23 protein-coding genes and 4 tRNA genes are annotated in these 23929 nt (G+C 59.0%); 10 read left to right on the forward strand and 17 right to left on the reverse strand.

From position 1 onward, the window contains the following. Positions 1–2 precede the first annotated feature (2 nt). From HU718_RS26075 to HU718_RS26095, 5 genes are all read left to right on the forward strand, one after another. On the forward strand, positions 3–629 hold the full coding sequence (locus tag HU718_RS26075) for a DUF1780 domain-containing protein (RefSeq protein WP_007909887.1): 627 nt from the start codon (positions 3–5) through the stop codon (positions 627–629). Beyond that, the gene (locus HU718_RS26080; RefSeq protein WP_095121770.1) at positions 626–1153 is read left to right on the forward strand and encodes an MOSC domain-containing protein; all 528 of its coding nucleotides are present in this window, start codon (positions 626–628) and stop codon (positions 1151–1153) included. The genes HU718_RS26075 and HU718_RS26080 overlap by 4 nt, the downstream gene beginning before the upstream one ends. Positions 1154–1204: 51 nt before the next feature. Continuing rightward, a complete protein-coding gene (locus HU718_RS26085; RefSeq protein WP_007909875.1) occupies positions 1205–1378 on the forward strand; it encodes a DUF3094 domain-containing protein in 174 nt (57 codons plus the stop codon). 63 nt (positions 1379–1441) lie between these two features. Then, positions 1442–2740, forward strand: coding sequence for an NAD(P)/FAD-dependent oxidoreductase (locus tag HU718_RS26090; protein WP_095121769.1), 1299 nt, complete (start codon positions 1442–1444; stop codon positions 2738–2740). A 287-nt stretch (positions 2741–3027) separates the two neighbouring features. Beyond that, the gene (locus HU718_RS26095; RefSeq protein ID WP_016986236.1) at positions 3028–3435 is read left to right on the forward strand and encodes an HvfA family oxazolone/thioamide-modified RiPP metallophore; all 408 of its coding nucleotides are present in this window, start codon (positions 3028–3030) and stop codon (positions 3433–3435) included. Between the two features lie 63 nt (positions 3436–3498). On the opposite strand, the gene HU718_RS26100 is transcribed toward HU718_RS26095, so the two are convergent. From HU718_RS26100 to rluD, 8 genes are all read right to left on the reverse strand, one after another. After that, entirely contained in the window at positions 3499–5124 is a 1626-nt protein-coding gene (locus HU718_RS26100; protein WP_102900518.1) for a methyl-accepting chemotaxis protein, read from the reverse strand. A gap of 164 nt (positions 5125–5288) precedes the next feature. Then, positions 5289–5365, reverse strand: a tRNA-Pro gene (locus HU718_RS26105). A gap of 97 nt (positions 5366–5462) precedes the next feature. Next, a tRNA-Lys gene (locus HU718_RS26110) sits at positions 5463–5538 on the reverse strand. Positions 5539–5543: 5 nt separating this feature from the next. Beyond that, positions 5544–5620 (reverse strand) — tRNA-Pro (locus HU718_RS26115). Positions 5621–5629: 9 nt separating this feature from the next. After that, a tRNA-Asn gene (locus tag HU718_RS26120) sits at positions 5630–5705 on the reverse strand. 297 nt (positions 5706–6002) lie between these two features. Further along, positions 6003–8567 carry an ATP-dependent chaperone ClpB gene (clpB, locus tag HU718_RS26125; RefSeq protein WP_064118713.1) on the reverse strand — a complete coding sequence of 855 codons (2565 nt, stop codon included), beginning with the start codon at positions 8565–8567 and terminating at the stop codon, positions 6003–6005. Positions 8568–8697: 130 nt separating this feature from the next. Then, positions 8698–9420: a peptidoglycan editing factor PgeF gene (gene pgeF, locus HU718_RS26130; protein ID WP_186614001.1), complete on the reverse strand. Its 723-nt coding sequence runs from the start codon at positions 9418–9420 to the stop codon at positions 8698–8700. Then, complete coding sequence (rluD, locus tag HU718_RS26135; protein WP_016986220.1) at positions 9417–10379, reverse strand: 23S rRNA pseudouridine(1911/1915/1917) synthase RluD; 963 nt, start codon at positions 10377–10379, stop codon at positions 9417–9419. Before rluD ends, pgeF begins: the two co-directional genes overlap by 4 nt. A gap of 151 nt (positions 10380–10530) precedes the next feature. Between rluD and HU718_RS26140 the strand changes: the two genes are divergently transcribed. The 4 genes from HU718_RS26140 (at position 10531) to HU718_RS26155 (ending at position 14838) form a co-directional block, all read left to right on the forward strand. Continuing rightward, a complete protein-coding gene (locus tag HU718_RS26140; RefSeq protein WP_077574589.1) occupies positions 10531–11547 on the forward strand; it encodes an outer membrane protein assembly factor BamD in 1017 nt (338 codons plus the stop codon). 126 nt (positions 11548–11673) lie between these two features. After that, positions 11674–11916: a PP0621 family protein gene (locus HU718_RS26145; protein WP_038361669.1), complete on the forward strand. Its 243-nt coding sequence runs from the start codon at positions 11674–11676 to the stop codon at positions 11914–11916. Further along, entirely contained in the window at positions 11906–13495 is a 1590-nt protein-coding gene (locus tag HU718_RS26150) for an ATP-binding protein (RefSeq protein WP_150706910.1), read from the forward strand. The genes HU718_RS26145 and HU718_RS26150 overlap by 11 nt, the downstream gene beginning before the upstream one ends. Beyond that, positions 13492–14838, forward strand: coding sequence for a sigma-54-dependent transcriptional regulator (locus tag HU718_RS26155; RefSeq protein ID WP_186614003.1), 1347 nt, complete (start codon positions 13492–13494; stop codon positions 14836–14838). Before HU718_RS26150 ends, HU718_RS26155 begins: the two co-directional genes overlap by 4 nt. Positions 14839–14954: 116 nt before the next feature. On the opposite strand, the gene thiO is transcribed toward HU718_RS26155, so the two are convergent. The 7 genes from thiO to HU718_RS26190 are packed head-to-tail and all read right to left on the reverse strand — an operon-like array spanning position 14955 to position 21726. Further along, entirely contained in the window at positions 14955–16055 is a 1101-nt protein-coding gene (thiO, locus tag HU718_RS26160; protein ID WP_186614005.1) for a glycine oxidase ThiO, read from the reverse strand. A 58-nt stretch (positions 16056–16113) separates the two neighbouring features. Beyond that, positions 16114–16515 carry a type IV pilin protein gene (locus HU718_RS26165; RefSeq protein WP_186614007.1) on the reverse strand — a complete coding sequence of 134 codons (402 nt, stop codon included), beginning with the start codon at positions 16513–16515 and terminating at the stop codon, positions 16114–16116. A gap of 15 nt (positions 16516–16530) precedes the next feature. Beyond that, positions 16531–19620 carry a pilus assembly protein gene (locus tag HU718_RS26170; protein ID WP_186614009.1) on the reverse strand — a complete coding sequence of 1030 codons (3090 nt, stop codon included), beginning with the start codon at positions 19618–19620 and terminating at the stop codon, positions 16531–16533. Continuing rightward, entirely contained in the window at positions 19607–20086 is a 480-nt protein-coding gene (locus tag HU718_RS26175; protein ID WP_186614011.1) for a pilus assembly PilX family protein, read from the reverse strand. The genes HU718_RS26170 and HU718_RS26175 overlap by 14 nt, the downstream gene beginning before the upstream one ends. Positions 20087–20096: 10 nt before the next feature. After that, on the reverse strand, positions 20097–20810 hold the full coding sequence (locus tag HU718_RS26180; RefSeq protein WP_095121755.1) for a PilW family protein: 714 nt from the start codon (positions 20808–20810) through the stop codon (positions 20097–20099). Further along, a complete protein-coding gene (pilV, locus tag HU718_RS26185; RefSeq protein WP_150706887.1) occupies positions 20807–21256 on the reverse strand; it encodes a type IV pilus modification protein PilV in 450 nt (149 codons plus the stop codon). The genes HU718_RS26180 and pilV overlap by 4 nt, the downstream gene beginning before the upstream one ends. Then, positions 21253–21726 carry a GspH/FimT family pseudopilin gene (locus HU718_RS26190; RefSeq protein ID WP_150706886.1) on the reverse strand — a complete coding sequence of 158 codons (474 nt, stop codon included), beginning with the start codon at positions 21724–21726 and terminating at the stop codon, positions 21253–21255. The genes pilV and HU718_RS26190 overlap by 4 nt, the downstream gene beginning before the upstream one ends. A 130-nt stretch (positions 21727–21856) precedes the next feature. Between HU718_RS26190 and HU718_RS26195 the strand changes: the two genes are divergently transcribed. Continuing rightward, entirely contained in the window at positions 21857–22411 is a 555-nt protein-coding gene (locus HU718_RS26195) for a GspH/FimT family pseudopilin (RefSeq protein WP_150706885.1), read from the forward strand. Here the strand turns inward: HU718_RS26195 and ispH are convergent. Next, the gene (gene ispH, locus HU718_RS26200; RefSeq protein ID WP_034153853.1) at positions 22383–23327 is read right to left on the reverse strand and encodes a 4-hydroxy-3-methylbut-2-enyl diphosphate reductase; all 945 of its coding nucleotides are present in this window, start codon (positions 23325–23327) and stop codon (positions 22383–22385) included. The genes HU718_RS26195 and ispH overlap by 29 nt on opposite strands. A 162-nt stretch (positions 23328–23489) precedes the next feature. Continuing rightward, positions 23490–23927: an FKBP-type peptidyl-prolyl cis-trans isomerase gene (gene fkpB, locus HU718_RS26205; RefSeq protein WP_174244532.1), complete on the reverse strand. Its 438-nt coding sequence runs from the start codon at positions 23925–23927 to the stop codon at positions 23490–23492. Between the last annotated feature and the right edge of the window lie 2 nt (positions 23928–23929).

The raw sequence follows: 23929 nt of genomic DNA on the forward strand, positions 1-23929 counted from the left end.
TTATGGATGACTCAGATTATTTACGCCTGCTGACCATCGCGGCCGAGCAAGCCAACGCCTTTCTGTCCAATGCCCGCAAATGGGAGCGTGAGCGTTGGGTCTGCCAGCGCCTGCTGCAAGGCTTGAATATTCCCTACCGCGCGGACGAATTCGCGCCGGCCGGCGAACCGCCGGATGTGCTGTTTCGCGATGCCAATTTCGAGGTGTTCTTCGTGCTCGACGAGGGGCGCCGACTCAACGACGAATGGCGCGATGAACTGCAGCGACGACGCAGCGCCTTTTCTCTCAGCCAACTGGTGCGCCGTGAGGCCAAGCCCAAGCGCATTCCGGCCAATGAATTCCTGCTGCGACTGGCACCGACCTTGCGCAAGAAGGCGCACAACTACAAGGAGCGCGGTATGGATCTGGGCGAACTGGACATCATCGCCTTCGCCAGTCTTAAACGTGAGGTGCTGGATCTGAACAGCCATTTCCCCCCGCCCACTGAATATCTGCGCCAAGGCTGGCGCTCGCTGTCCCTCGTCGGCCCGACCTTCGCCCGTGTGCTGTTCGCCCACCCGGACGCACCGGACTTCCTGCGCAGCAACCTCGGTCGCAGTATCGTCTTCGATGTCGGGATCAGCCTGTGACGCCGCTGCAGCAATTGATTGCCGATGTGCCACAGACTGGGTGTGTGCGCTGGATCGGCGTGCGTCCGGAATCCCGTGGGCCGATGATCGAACTCGATGCCGTGGAAGCTCGACTTGAAGCTGGACTGACCGGCGATCACGCCCGTCCCGGTGTGCGTAACGCGCGGCAGGTGACCCTGATCCAGTGGGAACACCTCGCGGTAATCAGCGCATTGATGGGCCGACCGCACGATCAACCGGTCAGACCTGAAGATCTGCGGCGCAATCTCGTTATCAGCGGTATCAATTTGTTTAGCCTCAAGGGTCGGCGCTTTCGAATCGGTCAGGCAATATTCGAAACCACGGGCTGGTGTCAGCCCTGCGCACGGCTGCAGAACAACCTCGGCCCCGGCACCTTTCAAGCGGTGCGCGGGCATGGCGGAATTACCGCGCGGGTGTTACAAAGCGGGATCATTCGCCTCGAAGACCGTGTAAGCGTCGAGCCGGTTCCGGACAGCGGCTATGCTGCTTTCAACCCCGGATAAAAACCGCTGTAGCTTCTGTCCATTCAGCAACGTCTACCTGACGAGGCAAATATGACCAGCCGCCTGAACCCCGAAGACCAGAAACATGTCGAAGAGTACCTGCAACTGTCCCAACACCGAGTCGAGCGCCGGCCTTTCCGGCCGTGGATGCTCCTGGTGCTGGTGCTGGCAGTGACCATTGGTCTGGGCCTGTTGAGCCGATTTATCAGTTACCTGACGCTATGAGCTGCCTCGCGCTCGCTTGGGTAACCGCACCGATTTCCTTTAAAAACCTTGCGAGTTATCCCCATGTCCCATCGTATTGTTATTGTCGGCGGCGGCGCCGGCGGTCTGGAGTTGGCTACCCGTCTGGGTAAGACTCTGGGCAAGCGCGGCACGGCCAGTGTGATGCTGGTCGACGCCAACCTGACGCACATCTGGAAACCGCTGTTGCACGAAGTGGCTGCCGGATCGCTGAACTCCTCCGAAGACGAACTCAACTATGTTGCCCAGGCAAAATGGAACCACTTCGAGTTCCAGCTGGGGCGCATGAGCGGGCTTGATCGTGCGCAGAAGAAAATTCAACTGGCGGCGACCTACGACGAAAACGGCGTAGAACTGGTGCCGGCGCGGGAAGTGCAGTACGACTCGCTGGTGATCAGCGTCGGCAGCACCACCAATGATTTCGGCACTCAGGGCGCGGCGCAGCACTGCCTGTTCCTCGACACCCGCAAGCAAGCCGAGCGCTTTCACCAGCAACTGTTGAATCACTATCTGCGTGCACACGCCGGGCAAACCGATGTGATCGAGCAGATCAGCGTAGCGATCGTCGGCGCTGGCGCGACGGGTGTTGAACTGGCGGCAGAATTGCACAACGCCGCCCATGAACTGGCGGCTTATGGTCTGGACCGGATCAAACCGGAAAACATGCACATCACCCTGATCGAAGCCGGGCCACGGGTGTTGCCTGCCCTGCCGGAGCGCATCAGCGGACCCGTGCACAAGACCCTGGAAAAGCTCGGGGTCAATGTCATGACCAACGCTTCGGTCAGCGAAGTGACCGCCGATAGCCTGATCACCGCCGATGGCAATGAGATCAAGGCCAGCCTGAAAGTCTGGGCCGCCGGTATTCGCGCACCGGGTTTCCTCAAGGACATCGACGGCCTGGAAACCAACCGCATCAATCAGCTGCAAGTGTTGCCGACGCTGCAAACCACCCGCGACGAGAACATCTTCGCCTTCGGCGACTGCGCCGCATGCCCGCAACCGGGCACCGATCGCAACGTGCCGCCACGGGCGCAAGCCGCGCACCAACAGGCCTCGCTGCTGGCCAAGTCGCTGAAATTGCGCATCGAAGGCAAGACCCTGCCGGAGTACAAGTACACCGACTACGGCTCGCTGATCTCGCTGTCGCGTTTTTCGGCGGTGGGTAACTTGATGGGCAACCTGACCGGCAGCGTGATGCTCGAAGGCTGGCTGGCGCGGATGTTTTACGTGTCGCTGTATCGCATGCACCAAATGGCGCTGTATGGGCCGTTCCGCACGGCGATGTTGATGCTGGGCAGCAAGATTGGCCGTGGCACCGAGCCGCGCCTGAAGCTGCACTAAAAACCTGTGGGAGCGAGCCTGCTCGCGAATGCGGTGTGTCAAACGACAAAAATGTCGACTGAGACAACCTCTTCGCGAGCAGGCTCGCTCCCACATTGTTTTGTGTTGATCGAAAGATCTGTTTCGTACTGTATCCCCCCTCGTTTTCCCCACCTTCGCTTACAAACTCCCCCGCCTGGCGACACAGTCGCGATACACCCCCACCGCCTAATGGCCAAACCCGAGCAACACCGCTCAGGCTTGCGTCTTTAACGTGTGGTTGCGTTGTGCAGCCCAGGAGAATGTAAATGTCCCGTACTTCGACCCTCGGTAAAAAATCCATTGGCCTGATCGGCGCCGCACTGGCTGGCGGTCTGATGTTGTCCGGTTCGGTGTTTGCCGCTCAACCACTGGCGCAGGGGTACATGGTCGCCTCGGCGGAAACCTCGGTGAAAGCGCCGGAAGGCAAATGCGGTGAAGGCAAATGTGGCGATGCTTCGATGGCCAAGACTGACAGCGATGGTGACGGCAAGGTTTCCCGCGCCGAATTCCTCAAAGTCGCGCCGAAGTCCGACTTCGACAAGATCGACACCAACCATGACGGCTTCATCGACGAGCAGGAGGCATACAACAACGTGAAGGCCAACTTTGAAGCCAACGGCAAGAAGATGCCGAAAGGCCTGTTCGAGCACCTGAAAGACCAAGACGGCGCCTGATCAGCGGAAAAAACAAAGCCGCGCTTCTCCTGAGAGAAACGCGGCTTTTTCATGTCTGCCGTTTTACAACTGGAAGCGCCGCACCATGCCCTGCAAGGCGTTGGCCAGTTGCGACAACTCATGGCTGGAGGCACTGGTCTGGTTAGCGCCAGCGGCAGAACGTACCGACAAATCACGAATGTTCACCAGATTGCGATCGACTTCGCGGGCGACTTGCGCCTGTTCTTCCGCAGCGCTGGCGATCACCAGATTGCGCTCATGGATCTCATGCACCGACGCGGTAATGGTTTGCAGCGCCTCACCGGCACGCTCAGCCAACGCCAGGGTGGTCGTGGCACGCGCGGTACTGGCCTGCATCGAATCCAGCGCCAGGCTCGAACCGCTGCGCATGCCCTGAACCATCTGCTCGATCTCCTGAGTCGATTGCTGCGTGCGATAAGCCAGCGCCCGCACTTCATCAGCGACCACGGCAAAACCTCGGCCGCTCTCACCGGCCCGCGCCGCTTCAATCGCTGCGTTGAGCGCCAGCAGGTTGGTCTGCTCGGCAATCGCCCGAATCACGTCCAGCACTTTTCCGATGTCCTGCGATTGATTGGCCAGTGATTGCACCAACTCACCGGTCTGTTGCACGTCACTGGCCAAGGCGTTGATGGCCGTGGCGGTCTCACTGACCCGCACCTGGCCCAGATGCGCCGACTCGCTGGATTGACGGGTCGCGTCAGACGTCGACACCGCATTGCGTGCGACCTCTTCCACTGCGGCCGTCATCTGATTGACCGCAGTCGCAGCTTGTTCGATTTCGTTGTTCTGCTGCTGCAGCCCCTGGGTGCTGTCGAGTGTCACTGCATTGAGTTCATCAGCAGCGGTCGCGAGTTGCGTGGCCGAACCGCTGATGCCTTGCAGCGTCTCACGCAGGTTCTGCTGCATGGTCGCCAGAGCCTTGAGCAAGCGACTGACTTCATCGTTGCCATGGGTCTCGATCGGCCGGGTCAGATCACCCTGCGCGACACTTTCTGCGGCGCTCACGGCACTGCTCAGCGGGCGAACGATACTGCGCGTGAGCATCATCGCCAGTGCCACCGTGGCCAGCGCGGCCAAGGCAATGAACAAGCTGACGATCGTGCGCGAGTTTTCGTAGTGCGCAGCAGACTTCTGACTTTCAGCCGCGACCTGTTTGGCAAACAGGTCCGCCAGGTCGTTGAGTTGCTTTCCGGAGCCATCGACGACGGTTTTCATGTCGACCAGCAACAATTTGGTCAGCTCATCACGCTTGCCTTGCTCAGCGAGGGCGAAGGATTGGGCGATGCCACTGCGATACGCGGCGAAGGTCTTTTTGAACTGGTCGTATAGCTGCTGGCCTTCCGGGGTGTTGACCAGTTTGTCGTAAGCGGCGATTTTCTCGCTCAGCTCTTTGTCGCGGGTGTCCATCTGGCTGCGGTAGGTGGCGATATTGTTCGTGTCCTGATCCAGCGCCATGCGCAACGAGATGGTGCGGATACGCAGCATGATCTCACGAATCTCGTCGCCGCCACGAATGCTCGGCAGCCACTGATTTTCCACCGCGACTTCACTGTCGCGAATGCTCGACATCTGCCCCAGCGCAAAAACGCCGAGCAAGGCCACCAACACCGCGATCAGGGCGAACCCCAGGGCCGCCCGGGGAGCAATATTCAACTGACGAAGCAACATGACGAACGCCCTTATTCTTGTATTGGCCAGATTCAAGGGGCGAAGCCATGGCAGTCCCCTCTTGTTAGCGGGCTATCGGCAGGTTGTATGATGACTTGAAGGGAAAATGAGTTTTTGTCGGACAAAAAAAATCCCCGTATCTTTCGATACGAGGATTTTTAATATGGTCGGGGTAAGGGGATTCGAACTCCTGACATCCTGCTCCCAAAGCAGGCGCGCTACCGGACTGCGCTATACCCCGGTAAAAAAAAGGCGACCTTTCAAAGATCGCCTTCTTCGATCAGCGCTTTTGGCCTCTGATCTTAAGATTCGATCCCAGCGCTAACTGGTTTCAAAAATGGTGGGTCGTGTGGGATTCGAACCTACGACCAATTGGTTAAAAGCCAACTGCTCTACCAACTGAGCTAACGACCCAAAAATGGTCGGGGTAAGGGGATTCGAACTCCTGACATCCTGCTCCCAAAGCAGGCGCGCTACCGGACTGCGCTATACCCCGGTTTGAAATTGGCTCCGTGACCAGGACTCGAACCTGGGACCCAATGATTAACAGTCATTTGCTCTACCGACTGAGCTATCACGGAACTACATATTTCAATTTACAACGGTGAAACTTACTGCTTCCAGTCACTCGTTCGCATCGCTGCGTTCGTGTGTCTGAGGCGCGCTATTCTACAACCTAGAACACCTCTGTCAACCCCCTAAATTGCTTTCAAGTTAATGATTTGCAACTTATTTCAGATTCCAACTCAGTGAGCTGAGACCGTCTTGGCGACTGACTGCGGGGCGCACTTTACAAGCCTTTTCCTTTGAGTTCAACAGCCTAACGAAAAAAAAGGCCCCACAATGTGGGGCCCTCCTTTTTTCATTGGCGTTTGGACTCAGTTGAAAACGATTTCGTCGTTCTCGACCTTGCCGGTCGCCGTGTCGCCTGGCATGAAGTGACCCGAGAGGATCAACTGTGCCAACGGGTTTTCGATCCAGCGCTGAATCGCCCGTTTCAAAGGACGTGCGCCATACACCGGGTCGTAACCAACGGCGATCAACTTGTCCATCGCCTCCGGGCTGAGTTCCAGCTTCAGCTCGCGTTCGGCCAGACGGCTGCGCAGACGGCCCAACTGGATCTCGGTAATGCCCGCGATCTGATCCCGCGCCAAAGGCTCGAAGATCACCACCTCGTCGACCCGGTTGATGAACTCCGGACGGAAGTGCGACGTCAGCGCATCCATGACTGCAGCACGCTGAGCCTCGCGATCACCGACCAGCTCCTGAATCTGCACAGAGCCGAGGTTCGAGGTCATGACGATCACGGTATTGCGGAAGTCCACCGTGCGGCCATGGCTGTCGGTCAGGCGACCATCCTCGAGCACTTGCAGCAAGATGTTGAACACATCCGGGTGCGCCTTCTCGACTTCGTCCAGCAGGATCACCGAATAAGGCTTGCGACGCACAGCCTCGGTCAGATAACCGCCTTCTTCGTAACCGACATATCCCGGTGGCGCACCGATCAGGCGAGCCACGGAATGTTTCTCCATGAACTCGGACATGTCGATCCGCACCATCGCCTCTTCAGTATCAAAGAGGAATTCGGCCAGCGCCTTGCACAGCTCGGTTTTACCGACACCGGTCGGGCCGAGGAACATGAACGAGCCGCTCGGACGATTCGGATCAGACAACCCGGCACGCGAACGTCGTACCGCGTTGGCCACGGCGACCACGGCTTCTTCCTGACCGATAACGCGTTTGTGCAACAGGCTTTCCATTTTCATCAGCTTGTCGCGCTCGCCTTCGAGCATTTTCGACACCGGAATGCCGGTCCACTTCGATACGACTTCGGCGATCTCTTCTTCAGTCACCTTGCTGCGCAGCAGCTGGTTTTCGCTCTTGCCGTGCTGATCGACCATTTGCAGGCTGCGCTCCAGATCCGGGATCACCCCGTACTGCAACTCGGCCATGCGATTGAGGTCGCCTTTACGGCGTGCGGCTTCCAGCTCCTGACGCGACTGTTCGATCTTCTGCTGAATCTGCGCAGAACCCTGCACCTCGGCTTTTTCCGAGTTCCAGATTTCTTCCAGATCCGAGTACTCACGCTCGAGACGGACGATTTCTTCCTGGAGTTTTTCCAGACGTTTCATCGCCGCTTCGTCGCTTTCCTTCTTCAGCGCCTGGGATTCCACCTTCAACTGAATCAGGCGACGCTCGAGACGATCGAGCACTTCCGGCTTGGAGTCGATTTCCATGCGGATGCGGCTGGCGGCCTCGTCAATCAGGTCGATGGCCTTGTCCGGCAGTTGCCGGTCAGTGATATAGCGATGACTGAGCTTCGCTGCCGCAATGATCGCGCCGTCGGTGATCGCCACCTTGTGGTGAACCTCGTAACGCTCTTTAAGGCCGCGCAGGATGGCGATGGTGTCTTCTTCGCTCGGCTCATCCACCAATACTTTCTGGAAGCGTCGCTCGAGCGCCGCGTCCTTCTCTATATATTGGCGATACTCGTTGAGCGTGGTCGCGCCAACGCAATGCAACTCACCGCGCGCCAGCGCCGGTTTGAGCATGTTGCCAGCATCCATCGAGCCTTCGCCTTTACCGGCGCCGACCATGGTGTGCAATTCGTCGATAAACAGAATGATCTGCCCTTCCTGTTTCGACAGCTCGTTGAGCAGCGATTTCAGGCGTTCTTCGAACTCACCGCGATACTTGGCACCGGCAATCAGCGCGCCCATATCGAGCGAGAGCAGACGCTTGCCTTTAAGGCCGTCCGGCACTTCGCCGTTGATGATGCGCTGGGCCAGACCTTCGGCAATCGCGGTTTTACCCACGCCAGGCTCACCGATCAGCACCGGGTTGTTCTTGGTGCGGCGTTGCAGAACCTGAATGGTGCGACGGATTTCGTCGTCACGGCCGATCACCGGATCAAGCTTGCCGTCTTCGGCGCGCTTGGTCAGGTCGACGGTGTATTTATCCAGCGCCTGGCGCGACTCTTCGTGGTTGGCGTCGTTTACCGCTTCGCCGCCACGCAGGTTGTTGATCGCGTTTTCCAGGGCTTTCTTGCTCACGCCCTGGCCGAGCAGCAACTTGCCGAGCTTGCTGTTCTCATCCATCGCCGCAAGTAACACCAATTCGCTGGAAATGAACTGGTCGCCCTTCTGCTGGGCCAGACGGTCAGCCTGATTGAGCAGGCGCGCCAGATCCTGCGACATGTTGACGTCGCCGGTCGGGTTCTGGATTTTCGGTAATTGGTCGAGCTCTTTGGTCAGCTCTTTGCGCAAGCTGTTGACGTCGAAGCCCACCTGCATCAGCAGAGGTTTGATCGAACCACCCTGCTGTTCAAGCATGGCTTGCATCAAGTGCGCCGGCTCAATCGCCGGATGATCGTGGCCGACAGCCAACGACTGGGCGTCGGACAAGGCCAACTGTAATTTGCTGGTTAAACGGTCTATTCGCATAAGTCACCTTCCTTTTGAGCAGGCCGGACCTAAAAACCATCCTGAATAAAGAAACCTGCCAGATACCACTGTAGATGCGGTCGATTCTGGGAGATTCAAGCGTCAGAGGGTTGATTCAGGTCAGGCAAGTCTAGCGGGTGAGCCAGATAAGGGAGGCAAAGCGACCGGTGCGTGGGGCACGGCGATAGGAGAAGAAGCGCGGATCGGTCACGGTGCAGAAACCGCCGCCATAAACAGCAGTGACACCACGTTCAGCCAGACGCAGGCGAGCCAGCTTGTAGATGTCAGCCATGAACTTGCCGGCATTGGGGCTCGGTACGAAGGCTTCTGCCGCTGCGGGCAATTGATTGATGAAGACTTCCCGCACTTCCGGGCCGACTTCAAAGGCTTGCGGGCCAATGGCCGGACCGAGCCAGACCAGCACCTCTCCCGCCGGAACATCGAGACTGTCGAGCGTCGCTTCCAGCACGCCCGCCGCCAGACCACGCCAACCGGCATGGGCCGCTGCCACACGAGTGCCAGCACGATCACAGAACAATGCCGGCAGGCAATCCGCCGTCATCGCAGTGCAGGCAATTCCGGGGGTTGTCGTCCAACTGGCATCTGCAGTCGCGACAATGCCCGGATCAGCATGCGCCACGGTAATCCCGTGCACTTGCTGCAACCAGGCAGTCTGTATAGAGAAGTGATCGGTCAGGCGCCGACGGTTTTCGGCAACTGCTTCCGGGCGATCATCGACATGATCGCCCAGATTGAGGCTGTCGAACGGCGCCTCGCTGACGCCACCCTCGCGGGTGGTGACGCAGGCTTTGACGCTGGCCGGCGCAGGCCAGTCCGGCGTCAGCCAGTTCATCCGACGAATGCCTCGCGATCCTGCTTGAGCAGGGTCAGCAGCCAGACGAAATCTTCCGGCAGCGGCGATTCCCAGCTCATGCGTTCACCGGTCGTCGGATGATCCAGCTCAAGGAAGCGCGCGTGCAGGGCCTGACGCGGGAAATGCTTGAGGGATTCCACCATCGTCGGGTTCGCGGCTGGCGGAATGCGGAAACGGCCGCCATACGCCGGATCGCCGACCAACGGGAAGTTGATGTGCGACATGTGTACGCGAATCTGGTGAGTACGACCGGTTTCCAGCTTCACCCGTACGTGGGTGTGCGAGCGGAAGCGCTCCAGCACACGGTAGTGACTGACGGCAGGCTTGCCGCCCTCCATCACCGCCATGCGCTGGCGCTGCTGGCCGTGGCGACCGATCGGGGCGTTGATCTTGCCCCCAGCGGTGACCACACCGATCACGATGCACTCATAGATGCGGCTGACGCTGCGACTCTGCAGTTGCGTCACCAGCTTGGTCTGCGCCTGAATGGTCTTGGCCACCACCATCAGACCGGTGGTGTCCTTGTCCAGACGATGCACGATACCGGCGCGCGGGACATTGATGATGTCCGGCACATGGTGCAGCAACGCGTTGAGCAGCGTGCCATCGGCGTGACCGGCAGCCGGGTGTACCACCAGGCCCGCAGGCTTGTTGATCACCAGGATGTCGTCGTCTTCATAGACGATGTCGAGTTCGATGTCCTGGGCGATCCATTCGCCCTGGGCTTCCTGCTCGGCAGTCAGCTCAAGGATGGCACCGCCGTGCACGATGTCGCGAGGGCGGATGACCGCCCCGTCCACAGTCAGGCGACCTTCTTTGATCCAGGCGGAAAGGCGCGAGCGAGAGTGCTCAGCGAAGAGTTGGGCAGCGACTTGATCGAGGCGTTGGCCGCCCAATTCGGACGGCACCTCTGCGCGAAGTTCAATTTTATCGGACATGCTCTGACTGTGCGTCGGCACAGCTTTTGGTTTCGGCTGCGCGCTTGTGGTTAAATACGGCGTCTTTTGCCCCGAGGCTTTTCAACGGGGCGCTCATCATAACAGGACGGCCCCGCCCAAGACAGCGGCCGTCATAGGGACGCAAGCCGCCATGCAAGTGAAACACCTGCTGCTGATCGCCATCCTCGCATTGACCGCTGCTTGCTCATCGAAGGAAGTCGTAGACGAAAACCTCAGCGAAGCCGAGCTGTATCAGCAGGCTCAGACTGACCTGGACAACAATAGCTACACCAGCGCCACAGCCAAGCTGAAGGCTCTGGAGTCGCGTTATCCGTTCGGTCGCTACGCCGATCAGGCACAGCTGGAGCTGATCTACGCCAACTATAAGAACGCCGAGCCGGAAGCTGCAAAGTCTGCCGCCGAGCGTTTCATTCGTTTGCACCCGCAGCACCCGAACGTGGATTACGCCTACTACCTGAAAGGTCTGACTTCTTTCGACCAAGACGTTGGCCTGCTGGCGCGCTTCCTGCCACTGGACATGACCAAGCGTGACCCGGGCGCCGCGCGCGACTCGTACAACGAGTTCGCCCAGCTGACCAGCCGTTACCCGAACAGCCGCTACGCGCCGGACGCCAAGCAGCGCATGATCTACCTGCGCAACCTGCTGGCGGCCTACGAAATCCACGTGGCCGACTACTACCTGACCCGTCAGGCTTATGTAGCCGCTGCCAACCGTGGCCGTTATGTAGTGGAAAACTTCCAGGAAACCCCATCGGTCGGCGACGGCCTGGCGGTGATGACTGAGGCATACCAGCGTCTGCACCTGGACGAACTGGCCAACACCAGCCTGGAAACCCTGAAGCTCAACTACCCGAATCACCCGAGCCTGCAAGACGGTCAGTTCGTGCCACGGGTTGCCGAAGCCGACAACCGCTCGTTCCTGAGCAAGGCGACTCTGGGTCTGATCGAATCGCGTCCACCGCTGCCGCCGGGCGAAACCCGCGCCAACCAGGACGTGCAGAAGCAGTTCCAGGACGCGAAAGACGCGATCCCGAACGAGCTCAAGCCTAAAGACGAAAACGGCGACGTGATCGAAGAGCCAGAGCCTGAGTCGAGCAACACCGACCGCTCGTGGTTCAGCTACATGACTTTCGGCGTGTTCGACTGATCACACCGGTTGCACCGAAAAGGGAGATCTGCGGATCTCCCTTTTTTATTGCCGCGCGTTAATAGGCTGTGCGCTTGTCGGGAGCTTGGCTAAACTGCCGGATCATCAGTCAAAAAGCCGCTCATCATGCTTCGTTTATTGTTCTGGATCGTCGTGATTTTCGCCGCGATATGGTTGTGGCGTAAATTCAAGGCGCCTGCCGCGTCCAATCAATCCAATCGCGCCCCTCGCGAACAGGACGCGCCACCGATGGTGCGCTGCGCCCATTGCGGCGTGCATCTACCGCGCGACCGCGCGCTAAGCGTGCAACAACAGTGGTATTGCAGCCAGGCTCACCTTGAGCAAGGCCCAGGTGCCAGTGATCGCTGAGGCCACCAGCGCCGACAGCAAACAGGCGCAGCGCCTGCTGCGCCTTTATCATCTTTACCGTTTAAGCGTCGGCATCACCCTGGTGCTGCTGATCTCCAGCAACATGGACAACCGCCTGCTGACGTCAGCCAACGACGAATTGCTGCGCGGTGGCAGTTGGCTGTATCTGATCCTCAACATTCTGTTGGTGGTGTTCCTTGAGAACACCCGACGGCCAGCGCAACTGTTCAGTCTGGCCCTCGTTGATGTCCTGCTTTTATGCGCTTTGTTCTTTGCGGCGGGCGGCGTCGGCAGCGCGCTGGGCAATCTGCTGATTGTCTCGGTGGCGATCAGCAACACCTTGCTACGGCGGCGCATCGGCCTCCTGATTGCCGCCATCGGTGCGCTGGGCATCGTCGGTTCGAGTTTCCTGCTGAGCTTCAACCATCCGCTGAATGCCAATGAATACCTGCAAGCCGGCACCCTCGGCGCGCTGTGCTTTGCCGCGTCGTTGCTGGTGCAGGGGTTGATCCGCCGCCTCGAAGTCAGCGAAACCCTTGCCGAGCAACGTGCCAGTGAAGTGGTCAGCCTCGAAGCCCTCAACGCGCTGATCCTGCAACGCATGCGCACCGGTATTCTGGTGCTCGATGAGGAGCGGCGGGTGCAACTGGCCAACCACAGCGCGCAAACCCTGCTCGCGCAATCGCACCTTCAGGGGCATCTGATCGATGACTATTCGACGGCGCTGGTCGATCGCCTGCAACTGTGGATGAACAACCCGACCTTGCGCCCGCAGAGCCTGAAAATCCCCGGCAACGGCCTGGAGCTGCAACCGAGCTTCATCGCCCTCGAACAGAGCCCCAACCAGCAAACCCTGGTGTTTCTCGAAGACCTCGCGCAAATCGCCCAGCAAGCGCAGCAACTGAAACTTGCCGCACTCGGCCGCTTGACCGCCGGCATCGCCCACGAGATCCGCAATCCGCTCGGTGCCATCAGTCACGCCGCGCAGCTATTGGCTGAATCCGAGGAACTCGATAGCGCCGATCGGCGTCTGACGCAGATTATTCAAGATCACTCCCAGCGCATGAACCGAGTCATCGAAAACGTCCTGCAACTGTCCCGCCGCCAGCAGAGCGCACCACAACGGCTGGATCTCAAGCCGTGGCTGGAAAACTTCGTCGCCGAAAGCCGTGAACAGGCCAGCGAGCGCCAGCAGATTCATCTGCGGATCAATTCAGGAGACTTCACCACGCTGATGGACCCCAATCAGCTCACGCAGATTCTCGACAATCTGTTACGCAATGGCTGGCGCCACAGCGCCCTGCTGCATGATCAAGCCGAAGTCTGGCTGGCCCTTTTCACCGATCCCGACAGCCAGTTGGCGGTCCTCGAAGTGCAGGACAACGGCCCCGGCGTGCCTGCCGATGAACAGACGCATTTGTTCGAACCGTTCTTCACCACCAGCAGCCAAGGCACCGGCCTTGGGCTTTATCTGTCCCGTGAGCTGTGCGAAAGCAACCAAGCGCGCCTAGACTTTCAATCACGCCAAGGCGGCGGCTGCTTTCGCATCACCTTTGCTCACGGACGGAAACAAAGTTGAATACGAGCCCACGGCAAAAAATCCTCATCGTCGACGACGAACCGGATATCCGCGAACTCCTGGAAATCACCCTGGGACGGATGAAACTCGACACCTACAGCGCGCGCAATCTGGCTGAAGCGCAGGCACTGCTGAACCGCGAGAGCTTCGACCTGTGCCTGACCGACATGCGCTTGCCCGACGGTACAGGGCTGGAACTGGTGCAGCATATTCAGCAGCGTTATCCACAGCTGCCGGTGGCGATGATTACGGCCTATGGCAGCCTGGAAACGGCAATCAACGCCTTGAAAGCCGGTGCTTTCGACTTCCTGACCAAACCGGTCGACCTCACGCGCCTGCGCGAACTGGTCGGCACAGCCCTGCGGATGTCGGCGGCTGGAGGCAGTTTCACCACGATTGATCGACGCCTGCTCGGTGATTCGCCGCCGATGCGCAACTTGCGCAAGCAAATCGACAAACTCGCTCGCAGTCAGGCGCCGGTGTACATCAGTGGCGAATCGGGCAGTGGCAAGGAACTGGTTGCGCGCCTGATTCATGAACAGGGGCCACGCGCCGGCCAGCCGTTCGTGCCGGTGAACTGTGGGGCAATCCCCTCGGAACTGATGGAAAGCGAGTTTTTCGGTCATCGTAAAGGCAGCTTTACCGGCGCGGTCGAGGACAAGCCCGGGTTGTTTCAGGCCGCCAATGGCGGCACGTTGTTTCTTGATGAAGTGGCGGACTTGCCGTTGTCGATGCAAGTAAAACTGCTGCGGGCGATTCAGGAAAAAGCCGTGCGCAGTGTCGGCGGTCAACAAGAGAACGTGGTGGATGTGCGGATTCTCTGCGCCACGCACAAGGATCTCGATGCCGAAGTCGCGGCCGAACGCTTTCGTCAGGACCTTTACTACCGCCTGAACGTGATTGAATTGCGCGTGCCGCCCCTGCGTGAGCGCCGTGATGACATTGAAGTGCTGGCGGCCAATATGCTCAAGCGCCTCGCCAAAGACACAGGCCAGCCGGCAGCACGCTTGCATCCGCAGGCTTTGGAAGCGCTGAAGAATTACCGGTTTCCGGGCAATGTACGGGAGCTGGAGAACGTTCTCGAACGAGCGCACACCTTGTGTGAAAACCGCACGATCGAGGCGCAGGATTTGCGTCTGAGTGAAGGAAACTGCGCGGCGGATGGCGGGATTGCCGATCTGACCCAGATCGATAATCTGGAAGATTATCTGGAGAACGTCGAGCGGAAGCTGATCTTGCAGGCGCTGGAGGAAACGCGCTGGAATCGTACGGCGGCGGCGCAGCGGTTGAGTCTTTCGTTTCGGTCGATGCGCTATCGGCTGAAGAAACTCGGTTTGGATTGAGGGCCCCTTCGCGAGCAGGCTCGCTCCCACATTGGATTTTGTGATCGACAAAGATCAACTGTGGGAGTGAGCCTGCTCGCAGAAAGCGATCTGCCAGGCTACAGAGAAATATCAGACTAAATGCGGCCTTCCGGCGCATACGGCGTCGGATCAATAATCGGCGCCCTTCCCAGCATCACATCAGCAAACAACTGACACGACGCCGGCGCCAACACCAGCCCATTGCGGTAATGCCCGCAGTTCAGCCACAACCCGGCAAACCCAGGCACCCGGCCAATGTAGGGAATCCCCTCCGGAGAGCCCGGACGCAACCCCGCCCAGTGCCCGACTACTTCGGCATCCGCCAGCGCCGGTAACAACTCAACCGCCGAAGCCTTGAGACTTTCCAGTGCAACATCGGTTGGGGTCTTGTCGTAGCCTTCGTGCTCCAGCGTGCTGCCGATCAGGATATGCCCGTCGCGACGCGGAATCGCATAACGGCCCTTGGCCAATACCATGCTAGGCAGGAAATCCGCCGCACACTTGTAGAGAATCATCTGGCCTTTGACTGGCTCGACCGGCAGCGCCAGGTCCAGCGTCTTGAGCAGATCACCGCTCCACGCCCCAGCAGTCAGCACGACCTGATCACCGTTGATCACACCCTTCGACGTCTCGACGCCAACAACCTGCTCTCCCTCGCGGACAAACCCGCTGACTTCGCATTGTTCGTGAATGGCCACGTTCGGCAGTGCCTGCAACGCCGCTTTCAGCGACTTGACCAAGCGCGGATTGCGCACGTTGGCGACATCCGCCATGTAGATCGCCCGGGAAAAACCACCACCGAGCACCGGCACCGCATCATGCGCCGCCGAGATATCCACAGCCCGCAACGGGCGATTTTCCCGCTTGGCCCAGGCCAGCGCTTCGGCTTCATCGTCCAAGTCCAGCCAGTACAGGCCGGTGGTGTGCACTTCAGGGTCAACGCCAGTGTCGGCAAACAAACGCTCGCCGAGCTGTGGATAAAAATCCTGCGACCAATGCGCCAGCGCGGTGACTGCCGGGCTATAACGCCACGGATACAGCGGCGAAACGATACCGCCGCCCGCCCAAGACGATTCCTGGCCGAGGTTCGAACGATCGAGCAGCACCACGCTGCGCACTTCGAAGGCGAGGTTGTAGGCGGTCAGCAGGCCAATCACCCCGCCACCGACAATCACCACTTGCTGTTGCCTGGTCATGTTTGATCCAACCGTAAAAAAGACAATGGGCGCAAAAGGCGCCCGAAAAGAAAGCGTCTCAGCGGCCCCAGCAATCCTTGGTGGTCAGCCCGGTAGTCGCGTTGTTCATGCTGCGAACACCGGTGTTGGTCAGGGTGAAATCCCCGCACTTGTCGGTGGCCATGGAGGTACCCGTTTTGCGGGTAGCGGTCAGCAGGAAGGTCTGGTCAGCGATGGTCGGGGTGAGGGTGTAGAAATCATTGCCCGTGCTGAGTCCGGTGACATTGGTGTAGGTATTGTTTCGGGTGTAGAAGCGCTCGAGGGTCTGCGCCTGTTCGGAGAGCAAAGACACCACTTCAGCGCGACGGCCCTTTTTCAGGTACTCGGTATAGCTCGGTGCGGCGATGGTGATGACGATCCCGATGATCGCAATCACGATCATGATTTCGATCAGGGTGAAGCCTCGGTTGAATCTGCGCATGCCTCAAACTCTCACTTACTGTATTTGTCGCCACATGATACGACGGCTGCCACCGCCGCCCTTTTCCACAACGGTTGTGATGGTGCCACTGGTGTCGCCCACAAGCTTTTCGGTGGCATTTGCGGAGATGACGTTAAGGGTCGGAATGCCACCGGTGAATATCACACCACTGGATATCGTGTCATTGCTGTCGACCAAACGGTCAGTATTGGTGTCGATGACGGCATAGTTGAGCATCTTACCGCTGAACGCATCCAGTTCGATCAGTTTGCCGGTACCAAAACTCGCACAGGGATCGGTGGTATCAACACTGGCCGTGGTAAAGACAATACGGCCCAGCACGATACTCGCCTGATTGATCACCCGCTCGCCGGTCAGCACGTTGTTGTACACCAGCGGCAGATACCAACCCTTCTCCGCCGGATACGTCGTGTCATTCTGCGTTGTGGTCAGAAACTGTCCAGAGCTGCCGGCAAATGACCCGGTGATCGCCTGCGGCTGCAGACTGCTGACAGTCAGTTGACCAGAACCACCATCGGCGTCCCATACGGAATAGAACGCCTGCAAATCCTTATTGGTCTTGTCGGCCGTTTCATTGAACTTGCCGGTACCAACGAAGATCTGTTTGCCGCCCAGCGCATTATCCGCCAGTAACGGCTGCGCGGTGATCGGTTGAGTCGCCCCGCCCGCCGCGGTGAACAGTGGCTTGCCGGAAAACGCCACGCCCCAACTGTCGGAGGACGTGGCACTCAGGTCGAACTTCCATAACCGCCCCTTCAAGTCGCCACCGTAAGCGGCCTGCACTACATTCGAAGAGTTGACCTTGAGTTTCACCGACGACAAACCGTTGCTGGTTTCCGTGCTGTCGATAACGATTTTCCTGATCAGCGAACCATCCAGCGCATCCAGTACATATAAAGCTGCAACGCCCGAATTGCTGCCGTAGCCGTTGGCAATGAATGTCGCCCAGCGACCATTGGCCAAGCGTGCCACTTCCGGACGGGCGTAGGCGTAACCCAGATCATTGAACGCGTTCGCCGTGTTGGCGGTGACCGGCGCACTGGCTTCCCACAATGCCCTGATGACATTGCCCGCCGAGGCATCAAACAGTTGCAGTCCATAAAAGGTTTTACCGCCGGCCCCAGTGCCACCAATGGCTAGAGTTTTCCAGTTGGTGCCGGCCTGCGCATCGAACACGCCGACCTGACCATCCACCAGAAACTTGTGGCTGACGCCGTTGACGTAGTTGGTGTCCGCGATCAGACGCAACGACGGCAGCACGCTGGAGGGCATGTACGCATAACGACGTGTGCCGTTCGCCGAATTGATCACGTTGACGAAACCGTCATTGGCGTTCACCACCAGACTGGCATTCATGTTTGCAGCCTTGGTCGTCAGGTAGTTGGTGTAACTGCTATCGCCCGACAGATCAGAGGCGCTCTTGTCTGCAGGCGACGCGAGTACCAGCGGCGAATTGATAATATCGCCAAGCAGCACACCGCGCACTTTGAGCCCGGCCTTGTTAGTCCCTTTGCTCCACTCCACAAGATCATTGCCGTTGATACCGGTGGGCAGGCCCTGATTCAGCGTCGTCTGCTGGGCTGGGGAAAAGTTGCCGAATGCTAGGGCTATCGGCGCATTGCTTACGGTGTTCCATGATTGAAAAGTCGGTGCCGTGGCAGAGGGCACGATGGTGGTGTCGGTCGTCCATTGCACAGCCGAGGTATTCACCGTGCCGGTCGCGGTGAAGCCGAACGACCTGATCGTGCCGCGCCAATCCTTGGGATCGTAAGTGGTTTGATAAAAACTGCTGCCAATGGTCAACGTGCTGCTGCTGGCGACGCCGGCACCACCAGAGCCGGCCTTGGAGGTGATATCGCTCAGTGCCGACGACAAGGCGGCATTGAGTCCCGTGCTGTCAGTCGCTTGGTAATACCTGCCCTGCCCATAACTGGCGGCGTCGGACAACATGTCGTTATCCGCGGCGAAACCCACGGTGTAGGTATTCATGTTCTGCCTGGGAAAATCTACTGCGTTCCAGCTCTTGCCCGCTGCATCGTTACCGGTCGAACGCATGTCGATGTCAAAGGCAAATTTGGCAATGTCATCCAGATACAGCGTGTCGCCTTCACCGTCACCGTTAAGGTTGTCGCCGTCATTATTCACGCCATCCCAATTCGGCAAGCGGCTGCCGCCCAGTGGATCGTTGGTCGCAAAGGTACGATCGTAAGTCGGCAGGCCGTCAGTAATCACCACGCCGTAGTTTTTCTGGCAGCGGTACTGGATCGGGCTGGTATAGGTCGCTGGTGTGCTGTTGTAGTAAGGCGCCAGGCCACGCATGTAGCGGGTGACTTCGTAATAGCTCTCGGCCAACGGCGTATTGGCCACGGCGTTCAGGCCACTGATCGATGAAATCAGCGCATTGTAGTTAGTGTCTGCCTGGGCTTGGGTGACGCTGCCGGTGACCGGCGATAGATCGCTGATCGAGCGGGCGATGAAACCGCCGTTGCCCGGATTACTGCTGGTGGCCGGGTTGAATGTCGACAGGCCCATGCGCAAAGTGCGGTTGCTGCTCACCAATGCCGTGGAAACGTTGCGCGCGACGTTCATTCGGTAATCGTTGGGAATAGCGCCGGTCGTGAAATCGCGAGTGCCGTTATTGGTGGCCAGGCCGACAATGTAGGAAATGTAATCTGCCGAATATCGCGTGTTCTCGTTGCCTACGGGGTCGGGAAGTTTCAGGCACAACGGCGCCAAACTGTTGTTGTAGAACGCGTAAGCGCCTCCAGAGCATCCGGAAGTCGGCAGGCTCGATAGAAATACTGTGTCGCCGGTTATCTGCGGAGCATTGAGTGCAGAGCACAATCCGAGAAACGCATTGCACTGCCGGGCGGGTGTGCGGTTGACGTTCGGATCGAATCCGCTGGAATAGATGATGCTGTTCATACTCCCCGAATCGTCGATCAGCAGCATGACGTTGGGTGGCACCGCCGCCGCACTCAATAGCGGCGAATCGGAAGGCGTGAACGCATAGGCCGGTGCCGCCAGATAAAAGCTCAGCAGCATGCCGATCCATAGAGATATGCAGCGCTCAATACTTCGCATAAACACTCTCCACCACGCTACGCGAAGTGCCGGCGATGCCGACCGCTGTAACCCGATACAACGTCGCAGAGGTATTGCTCGGTACGTTCACGGCCGTCAGAGTCGTACCGATGTTCTGTACTCCATAGAATCCATTTCCGGCCGCAATCCAGGTGACCCCGGAAGTCGAGTTGAGCCCCGCCGCGCTGACCACTGATGACTCCGCTGGCGGCGCGCATTGCGTGATACCGCTGCACACGGCCAGCGAATAACTGTCCAGTTGCACCGCACTTTCGCCAATCCGCAACGCCGCCTCGGCAGTCTGAAACGACTGATTACGCAGACTCACGCTGCCGGCCATTTTTTCCTGCAGGTTGGCGCTCTGCATCGACGACAGACCAATCAAGGTCAGCAACAACAGGAACACCAAACTCACCAGCAAGACCATGCCGTGCTGCGCCTGACGAGTGTGAAGAGAAATCCTCATCAGCGCGCCCTCACTGCAAGCGGTTGCGCAAAGCGGCAACCACGTTGAAGGTTTGACTGCGCACCCGATTGTTCGGATCGTTGAGGGTCAGGCTCAGGCGCACACTACGGATGCGCGCCGGATCACTGGGGTTGGCGCTATAAGTCGAAGCGGCCACATCTGTCGCGGAACTGGCCAGACCGAACATCACAGTGAACGCACTGACGTTGTTCACCAGCACCTGCTGCGTCGGTGTGCCGCTGCCGGTGCCCATGAGAATCTGATTGTTACTGAAACTGTAGATCAGACGCCGGATCGGAAACGCGATCTGTCCGCTCGCCGGAGATCGCAAGCCGGTATACGCCGTTGCACTGTTACGGCAGTCGGAGAGCACCGTCCAGGTCGGCGTGCCCCCGCCGCTGCCGATATCGGCGGTGACCAGCGTCAGTTTCAGGTTGGCATTGTCCCAACTGATCGGCATGACCTGCGCAGCGTTGAAGTCGCCCGCGGAGCTCGAATCGAGGATGGTGCCCAAACAACCGAACATCCCGACCATGCGAATTTCCTGAATCATCTTGCTCAATACGAACCGCGCGTCTTCCTGCATCGCGGCGGCGCTGTTCTGGCTGACATAAGTATTTTTCGCCGCGATGAAAATCTGCACCACGCCCAGCACCACAATCAGCCCCAGTGCCAGGGCGACGAGCATCTCGATCAGACCAAAACCACGCTGACCACGCCTCATGGTGTAGCCACCGGATCGACGGCGGCGCGGCTGGTCAGGACAAAACTGCGTTGAGCACTGGCGCTGTTGGCGGCTCGCGCATCGCTCCAGTTGATGGTAATCGTGTAAACCCGCTGATTGAGGGTGATGCTGCCTGTCGCGGTCGGGCCGCCGAAGTTGACGATGTTGGTGGTGAAATCGTAGAGATCCTGGTCGCGCGCAACGCTGAGATTGGCCGAAGTCGGCGGCGTGACGGTGTAGTCGGCGCCAGAGTTGGCGCGGATGCGGTCCATGATGTCGTAGGCGATGAAACTGGCCTGGCTGGTCATCCGCGAGCTGTCGGTGTACTTCAGCGCATTCAGTTGCACCGCTGCCGCGCCCAGCAGCCCGACCGTCAGAATCAGCAACGCGACCAGTACTTCGATCAGCGTCATGCCCTGCTGTACGTATTGACTCCTTGCCCTCATCCGCAACTTCCACCCAATTGAATTCGTCCGTTCAAACACACGTTCAGCGTCCTGCTTTGCGTTCCCAACGTGTAACTGATGGTCACCGCCGTCGACGGCGCTGCCAGACCACCGAGGTTGTTGAAATCCAGTGCGGTCACTCCTGAGGGTAGCGTCAGAGTGGCGCCGCTGCTCATCGCGGGAACAACCCGCAACACATTGGCCGGATTGCCAGTACTGTCGTAAACCGCCAATTCACCGGTCCAGACGCTGCCTCCAGCGGTCGGGCGCAGGCGCAGGGTGGTGCCACGGTCGATCGCTTCGAGCCTGGCGAAATTGATCGCCCGTTGCAGGTCACCCATCTCGGTATCAGCCTTGCTGCCCTGTATCGAACGAGTGAACGCCGGCACCGCCAGGGTGATCAGGATCACGAAGATCGCGATCGCAACCAACAACTCGATCAGCGTGAAACCTTTTGTACGAAGATCCATCAATGCCCTCCGTTGCCGTCGGCTATACCTGCTTCTACACGCTAGAACATTCAACCGGCCCGCGTCGGTTGATTTGCCCTGCCCGGCGCACGGAGCGCGCCGTTCATCACACTCCACGGAGGGAGCTTTCATGCCGCAACAGGGTTTCAGCCTGATAGAACTGCTTATGGGACTGGCGATTGGCGCAATTGTTCTGCTGTTGGTCAGTCCGGCGTTTGCCACACTCAGAGAATCGAACCATCGGGATCAAGCGGCGCAATCGCTGCTTGATGGCCTTCGCAACGCCCGCACACTGGCCATCACGCGCAATCAGAGCGTGGTGATTCATGGCATCAACGGCGACTGGAGTCAGGGCTGGCGGATCATTCTGGATATCAGCGGCCAGGGGCCGAAGGACAGCAGCAATCCGCTGCTGCAAGAAAGTGTGAGTGACACGCAGGTGCCGATTGTCGGTAATTGGTCGGTGAGTCGTTACGTACGTTTCAGCAGTCTGGGGCAACCGCTGATGCCCGGGCGGGCGTTTCAGGCAGGGACATTACATGTCTGCTCGGCTCGCGAGCCGGTCAGCCAGCGCCAGATAGTGCTGGCGGCGACCGGTCGCGTGCGCCTGAGCAGCGAAGAAGCTGAGCAGGCGCTGTGTCAAAAAGCCAAACGTATCAGATCGAACGCACGCGCAGCTCTTTAGGCATCGAGAAGGTGATGTTCTCTTCGCGCCCGGCCAATTCATCGGCACCGGTCGCGCCCCAGGCCTGCAATTGCTGAATCACGCCGCGCACCAGCACTTCCGGCGCGGACGCCCCGGCGGTGATGCCGATACGCTCAACGCCATCGAACCAGCTCTTTTGCAGGTCTTCGGCACCGTCGATCAGGTAGGCCGGTGTAGCCATGCGCTCGGCGAGCTCACGCAGACGGTTGGAGTTGGAGCTGTTCGGGCTTCCGACTACCAGAACCACGTCGCACTCGTCGGCCAATTGCTTGACCGCGTCCTGGCGGTTTTGCGTGGCGTAGCAGATGTCGTCCTTGCGCGGACCACCGATGGCCGGGAAGCGCGTGCGCAAGGCATCGATGACGCGACTGGTGTCGTCCATCGACAGCGTCGTCTGAGTAACGAAAGCCAGTTTTTCCGGGTTGTGCACCTGCAACTCGGCAACGTCTTTCTCGTCTTCGACGAGGTAAATCGCGCCGCCATTGCTGCCGTCGTACTGACCCATGGTGCCTTCGACTTCCGGGTGACCGGCGTGGCCGATCAGGATGCACTCACGACCGTCGCGGCTGTATTTCGCCACTTCGATGTGCACCTTGGTCACCAGCGGGCAAGTGGCGTCGAATACTTTCAGGCCACGGCCAGCGGCTTCGGTGCGCACGGCTTGAGATACGCCGTGAGCACTGAAAATCACGATGACGTCATCCGGCACCTGATCCAGCTCTTCGACGAAGATCGCCCCACGGCTGCGCAGGTCTTCAACGACGAACTTGTTGTGCACCACTTCATGGCGCACATAGATCGGCGGCCCGAAGACTTCCAGGGCGCGGTTGACGATTTCGATCGCCCGGTCCACGCCGGCGCAGAAGCCACGGGGGTTGGCGAGTTTGATTTGCATGCTGTGCCTCGTGTCTTGCGCGCAAGAAATAGCGAAAACAGTGGAAAACATTGTGGGAGCGAGCCTGCTCGCGAAGGCGTCAGCACATTCAACATCTACGGTGCCTGACACACCGCTTTCGCGAGCAGGCTCGCTCCCACATTTTGACCCGTGTGCGGTCAGTTACAGCGCTTTGACGGAAATGATTTCCACGTCAAAGGTCAGCGTCTTGCCCGACAGCGGGTGATTGAAGTCGATGGTCACTTGCGTGTCATCGAACTCTTTCACTACACCTGGCAGCTCAGTATTGGCCGCATCGTTGAAGATCACCAGCAAACCCGGCGACAACTCCATGTCGACGAACTGCGAACGCGGGATGATCTGCACGTTCTGCGGGTTCGGCTGGCCGAAAGCGTTTTCCGGCTCGACGGTCAGCGTGCGCTTGTCGCCGGCCTTGAAGCCGAACAGCGCCGCTTCGAAACCCGGCAGCAGGTTGCCGTCGCCGACCTTGAAGGTCGCCGGGGCTTTGTCGAACGTGCTGTCGACGGTGTCGCCGTTCTCCAGGCGCAATGCAAAGTGCAAAGTGACTTCCGTGTTCTGGCCGATGCGTTGCTCAGCCAATA

This window comes from Pseudomonas tensinigenes, assembly GCF_014268445.2.
Classification (GTDB): domain Bacteria; phylum Pseudomonadota; class Gammaproteobacteria; order Pseudomonadales; family Pseudomonadaceae; genus Aquipseudomonas; species Aquipseudomonas tensinigenes.

Excerpts from the sequence above, each read along its gene's own strand:
- pilV (WP_150706887.1), bottom strand. The coding sequence starts at position 21,256 with ATGAGGGCAAGGAGTCAATACGTACAGCAGGGCATGACGCTGATCGAA.
- clpB (WP_064118713.1), bottom strand. The coding sequence starts at position 8,567 with ATGCGAATAGACCGTTTAACCAGCAAATTACAGTTGGCCTTGTCCGAC.
- HU718_RS26170 (WP_186614009.1), bottom strand. The coding sequence starts at position 19,620 with ATGCGAAGTATTGAGCGCTGCATATCTCTATGGATCGGCATGCTGCTG.
- HU718_RS26085 (WP_007909875.1), top strand. The coding sequence starts at position 1,205 with ATGACCAGCCGCCTGAACCCCGAAGACCAGAAACATGTCGAAGAGTAC.
- HU718_RS26140 (WP_077574589.1), top strand. The coding sequence starts at position 10,531 with ATGCAAGTGAAACACCTGCTGCTGATCGCCATCCTCGCATTGACCGCT.
- HU718_RS26145 (WP_038361669.1), top strand. The coding sequence starts at position 11,674 with ATGCTTCGTTTATTGTTCTGGATCGTCGTGATTTTCGCCGCGATATGG.
- HU718_RS26180 (WP_095121755.1), bottom strand. The coding sequence starts at position 20,810 with ATGAGGCGTGGTCAGCGTGGTTTTGGTCTGATCGAGATGCTCGTCGCC.
- HU718_RS26175 (WP_186614011.1), bottom strand. The coding sequence starts at position 20,086 with ATGAGGATTTCTCTTCACACTCGTCAGGCGCAGCACGGCATGGTCTTG.
- HU718_RS26090 (WP_095121769.1), top strand. The coding sequence starts at position 1,442 with ATGTCCCATCGTATTGTTATTGTCGGCGGCGGCGCCGGCGGTCTGGAG.
- HU718_RS26195 (WP_150706885.1), top strand. The coding sequence starts at position 21,857 with ATGCCGCAACAGGGTTTCAGCCTGATAGAACTGCTTATGGGACTGGCG.
- thiO (WP_186614005.1), bottom strand. The coding sequence starts at position 16,055 with ATGACCAGGCAACAGCAAGTGGTGATTGTCGGTGGCGGGGTGATTGGC.
- HU718_RS26190 (WP_150706886.1), bottom strand. The coding sequence starts at position 21,726 with ATGGATCTTCGTACAAAAGGTTTCACGCTGATCGAGTTGTTGGTTGCG.
- HU718_RS26095 (WP_016986236.1), top strand. The coding sequence starts at position 3,028 with ATGTCCCGTACTTCGACCCTCGGTAAAAAATCCATTGGCCTGATCGGC.
- HU718_RS26075 (WP_007909887.1), top strand. The coding sequence starts at position 3 with ATGGATGACTCAGATTATTTACGCCTGCTGACCATCGCGGCCGAGCAA.
- pgeF (WP_186614001.1), bottom strand. The coding sequence starts at position 9,420 with ATGAACTGGCTGACGCCGGACTGGCCTGCGCCGGCCAGCGTCAAAGCC.
- ispH (WP_034153853.1), bottom strand. The coding sequence starts at position 23,327 with ATGCAAATCAAACTCGCCAACCCCCGTGGCTTCTGCGCCGGCGTGGAC.
- rluD (WP_016986220.1), bottom strand. The coding sequence starts at position 10,379 with ATGTCCGATAAAATTGAACTTCGCGCAGAGGTGCCGTCCGAATTGGGC.
- HU718_RS26100 (WP_102900518.1), bottom strand. The coding sequence starts at position 5,124 with ATGTTGCTTCGTCAGTTGAATATTGCTCCCCGGGCGGCCCTGGGGTTC.
- HU718_RS26165 (WP_186614007.1), bottom strand. The coding sequence starts at position 16,515 with ATGCGCAGATTCAACCGAGGCTTCACCCTGATCGAAATCATGATCGTG.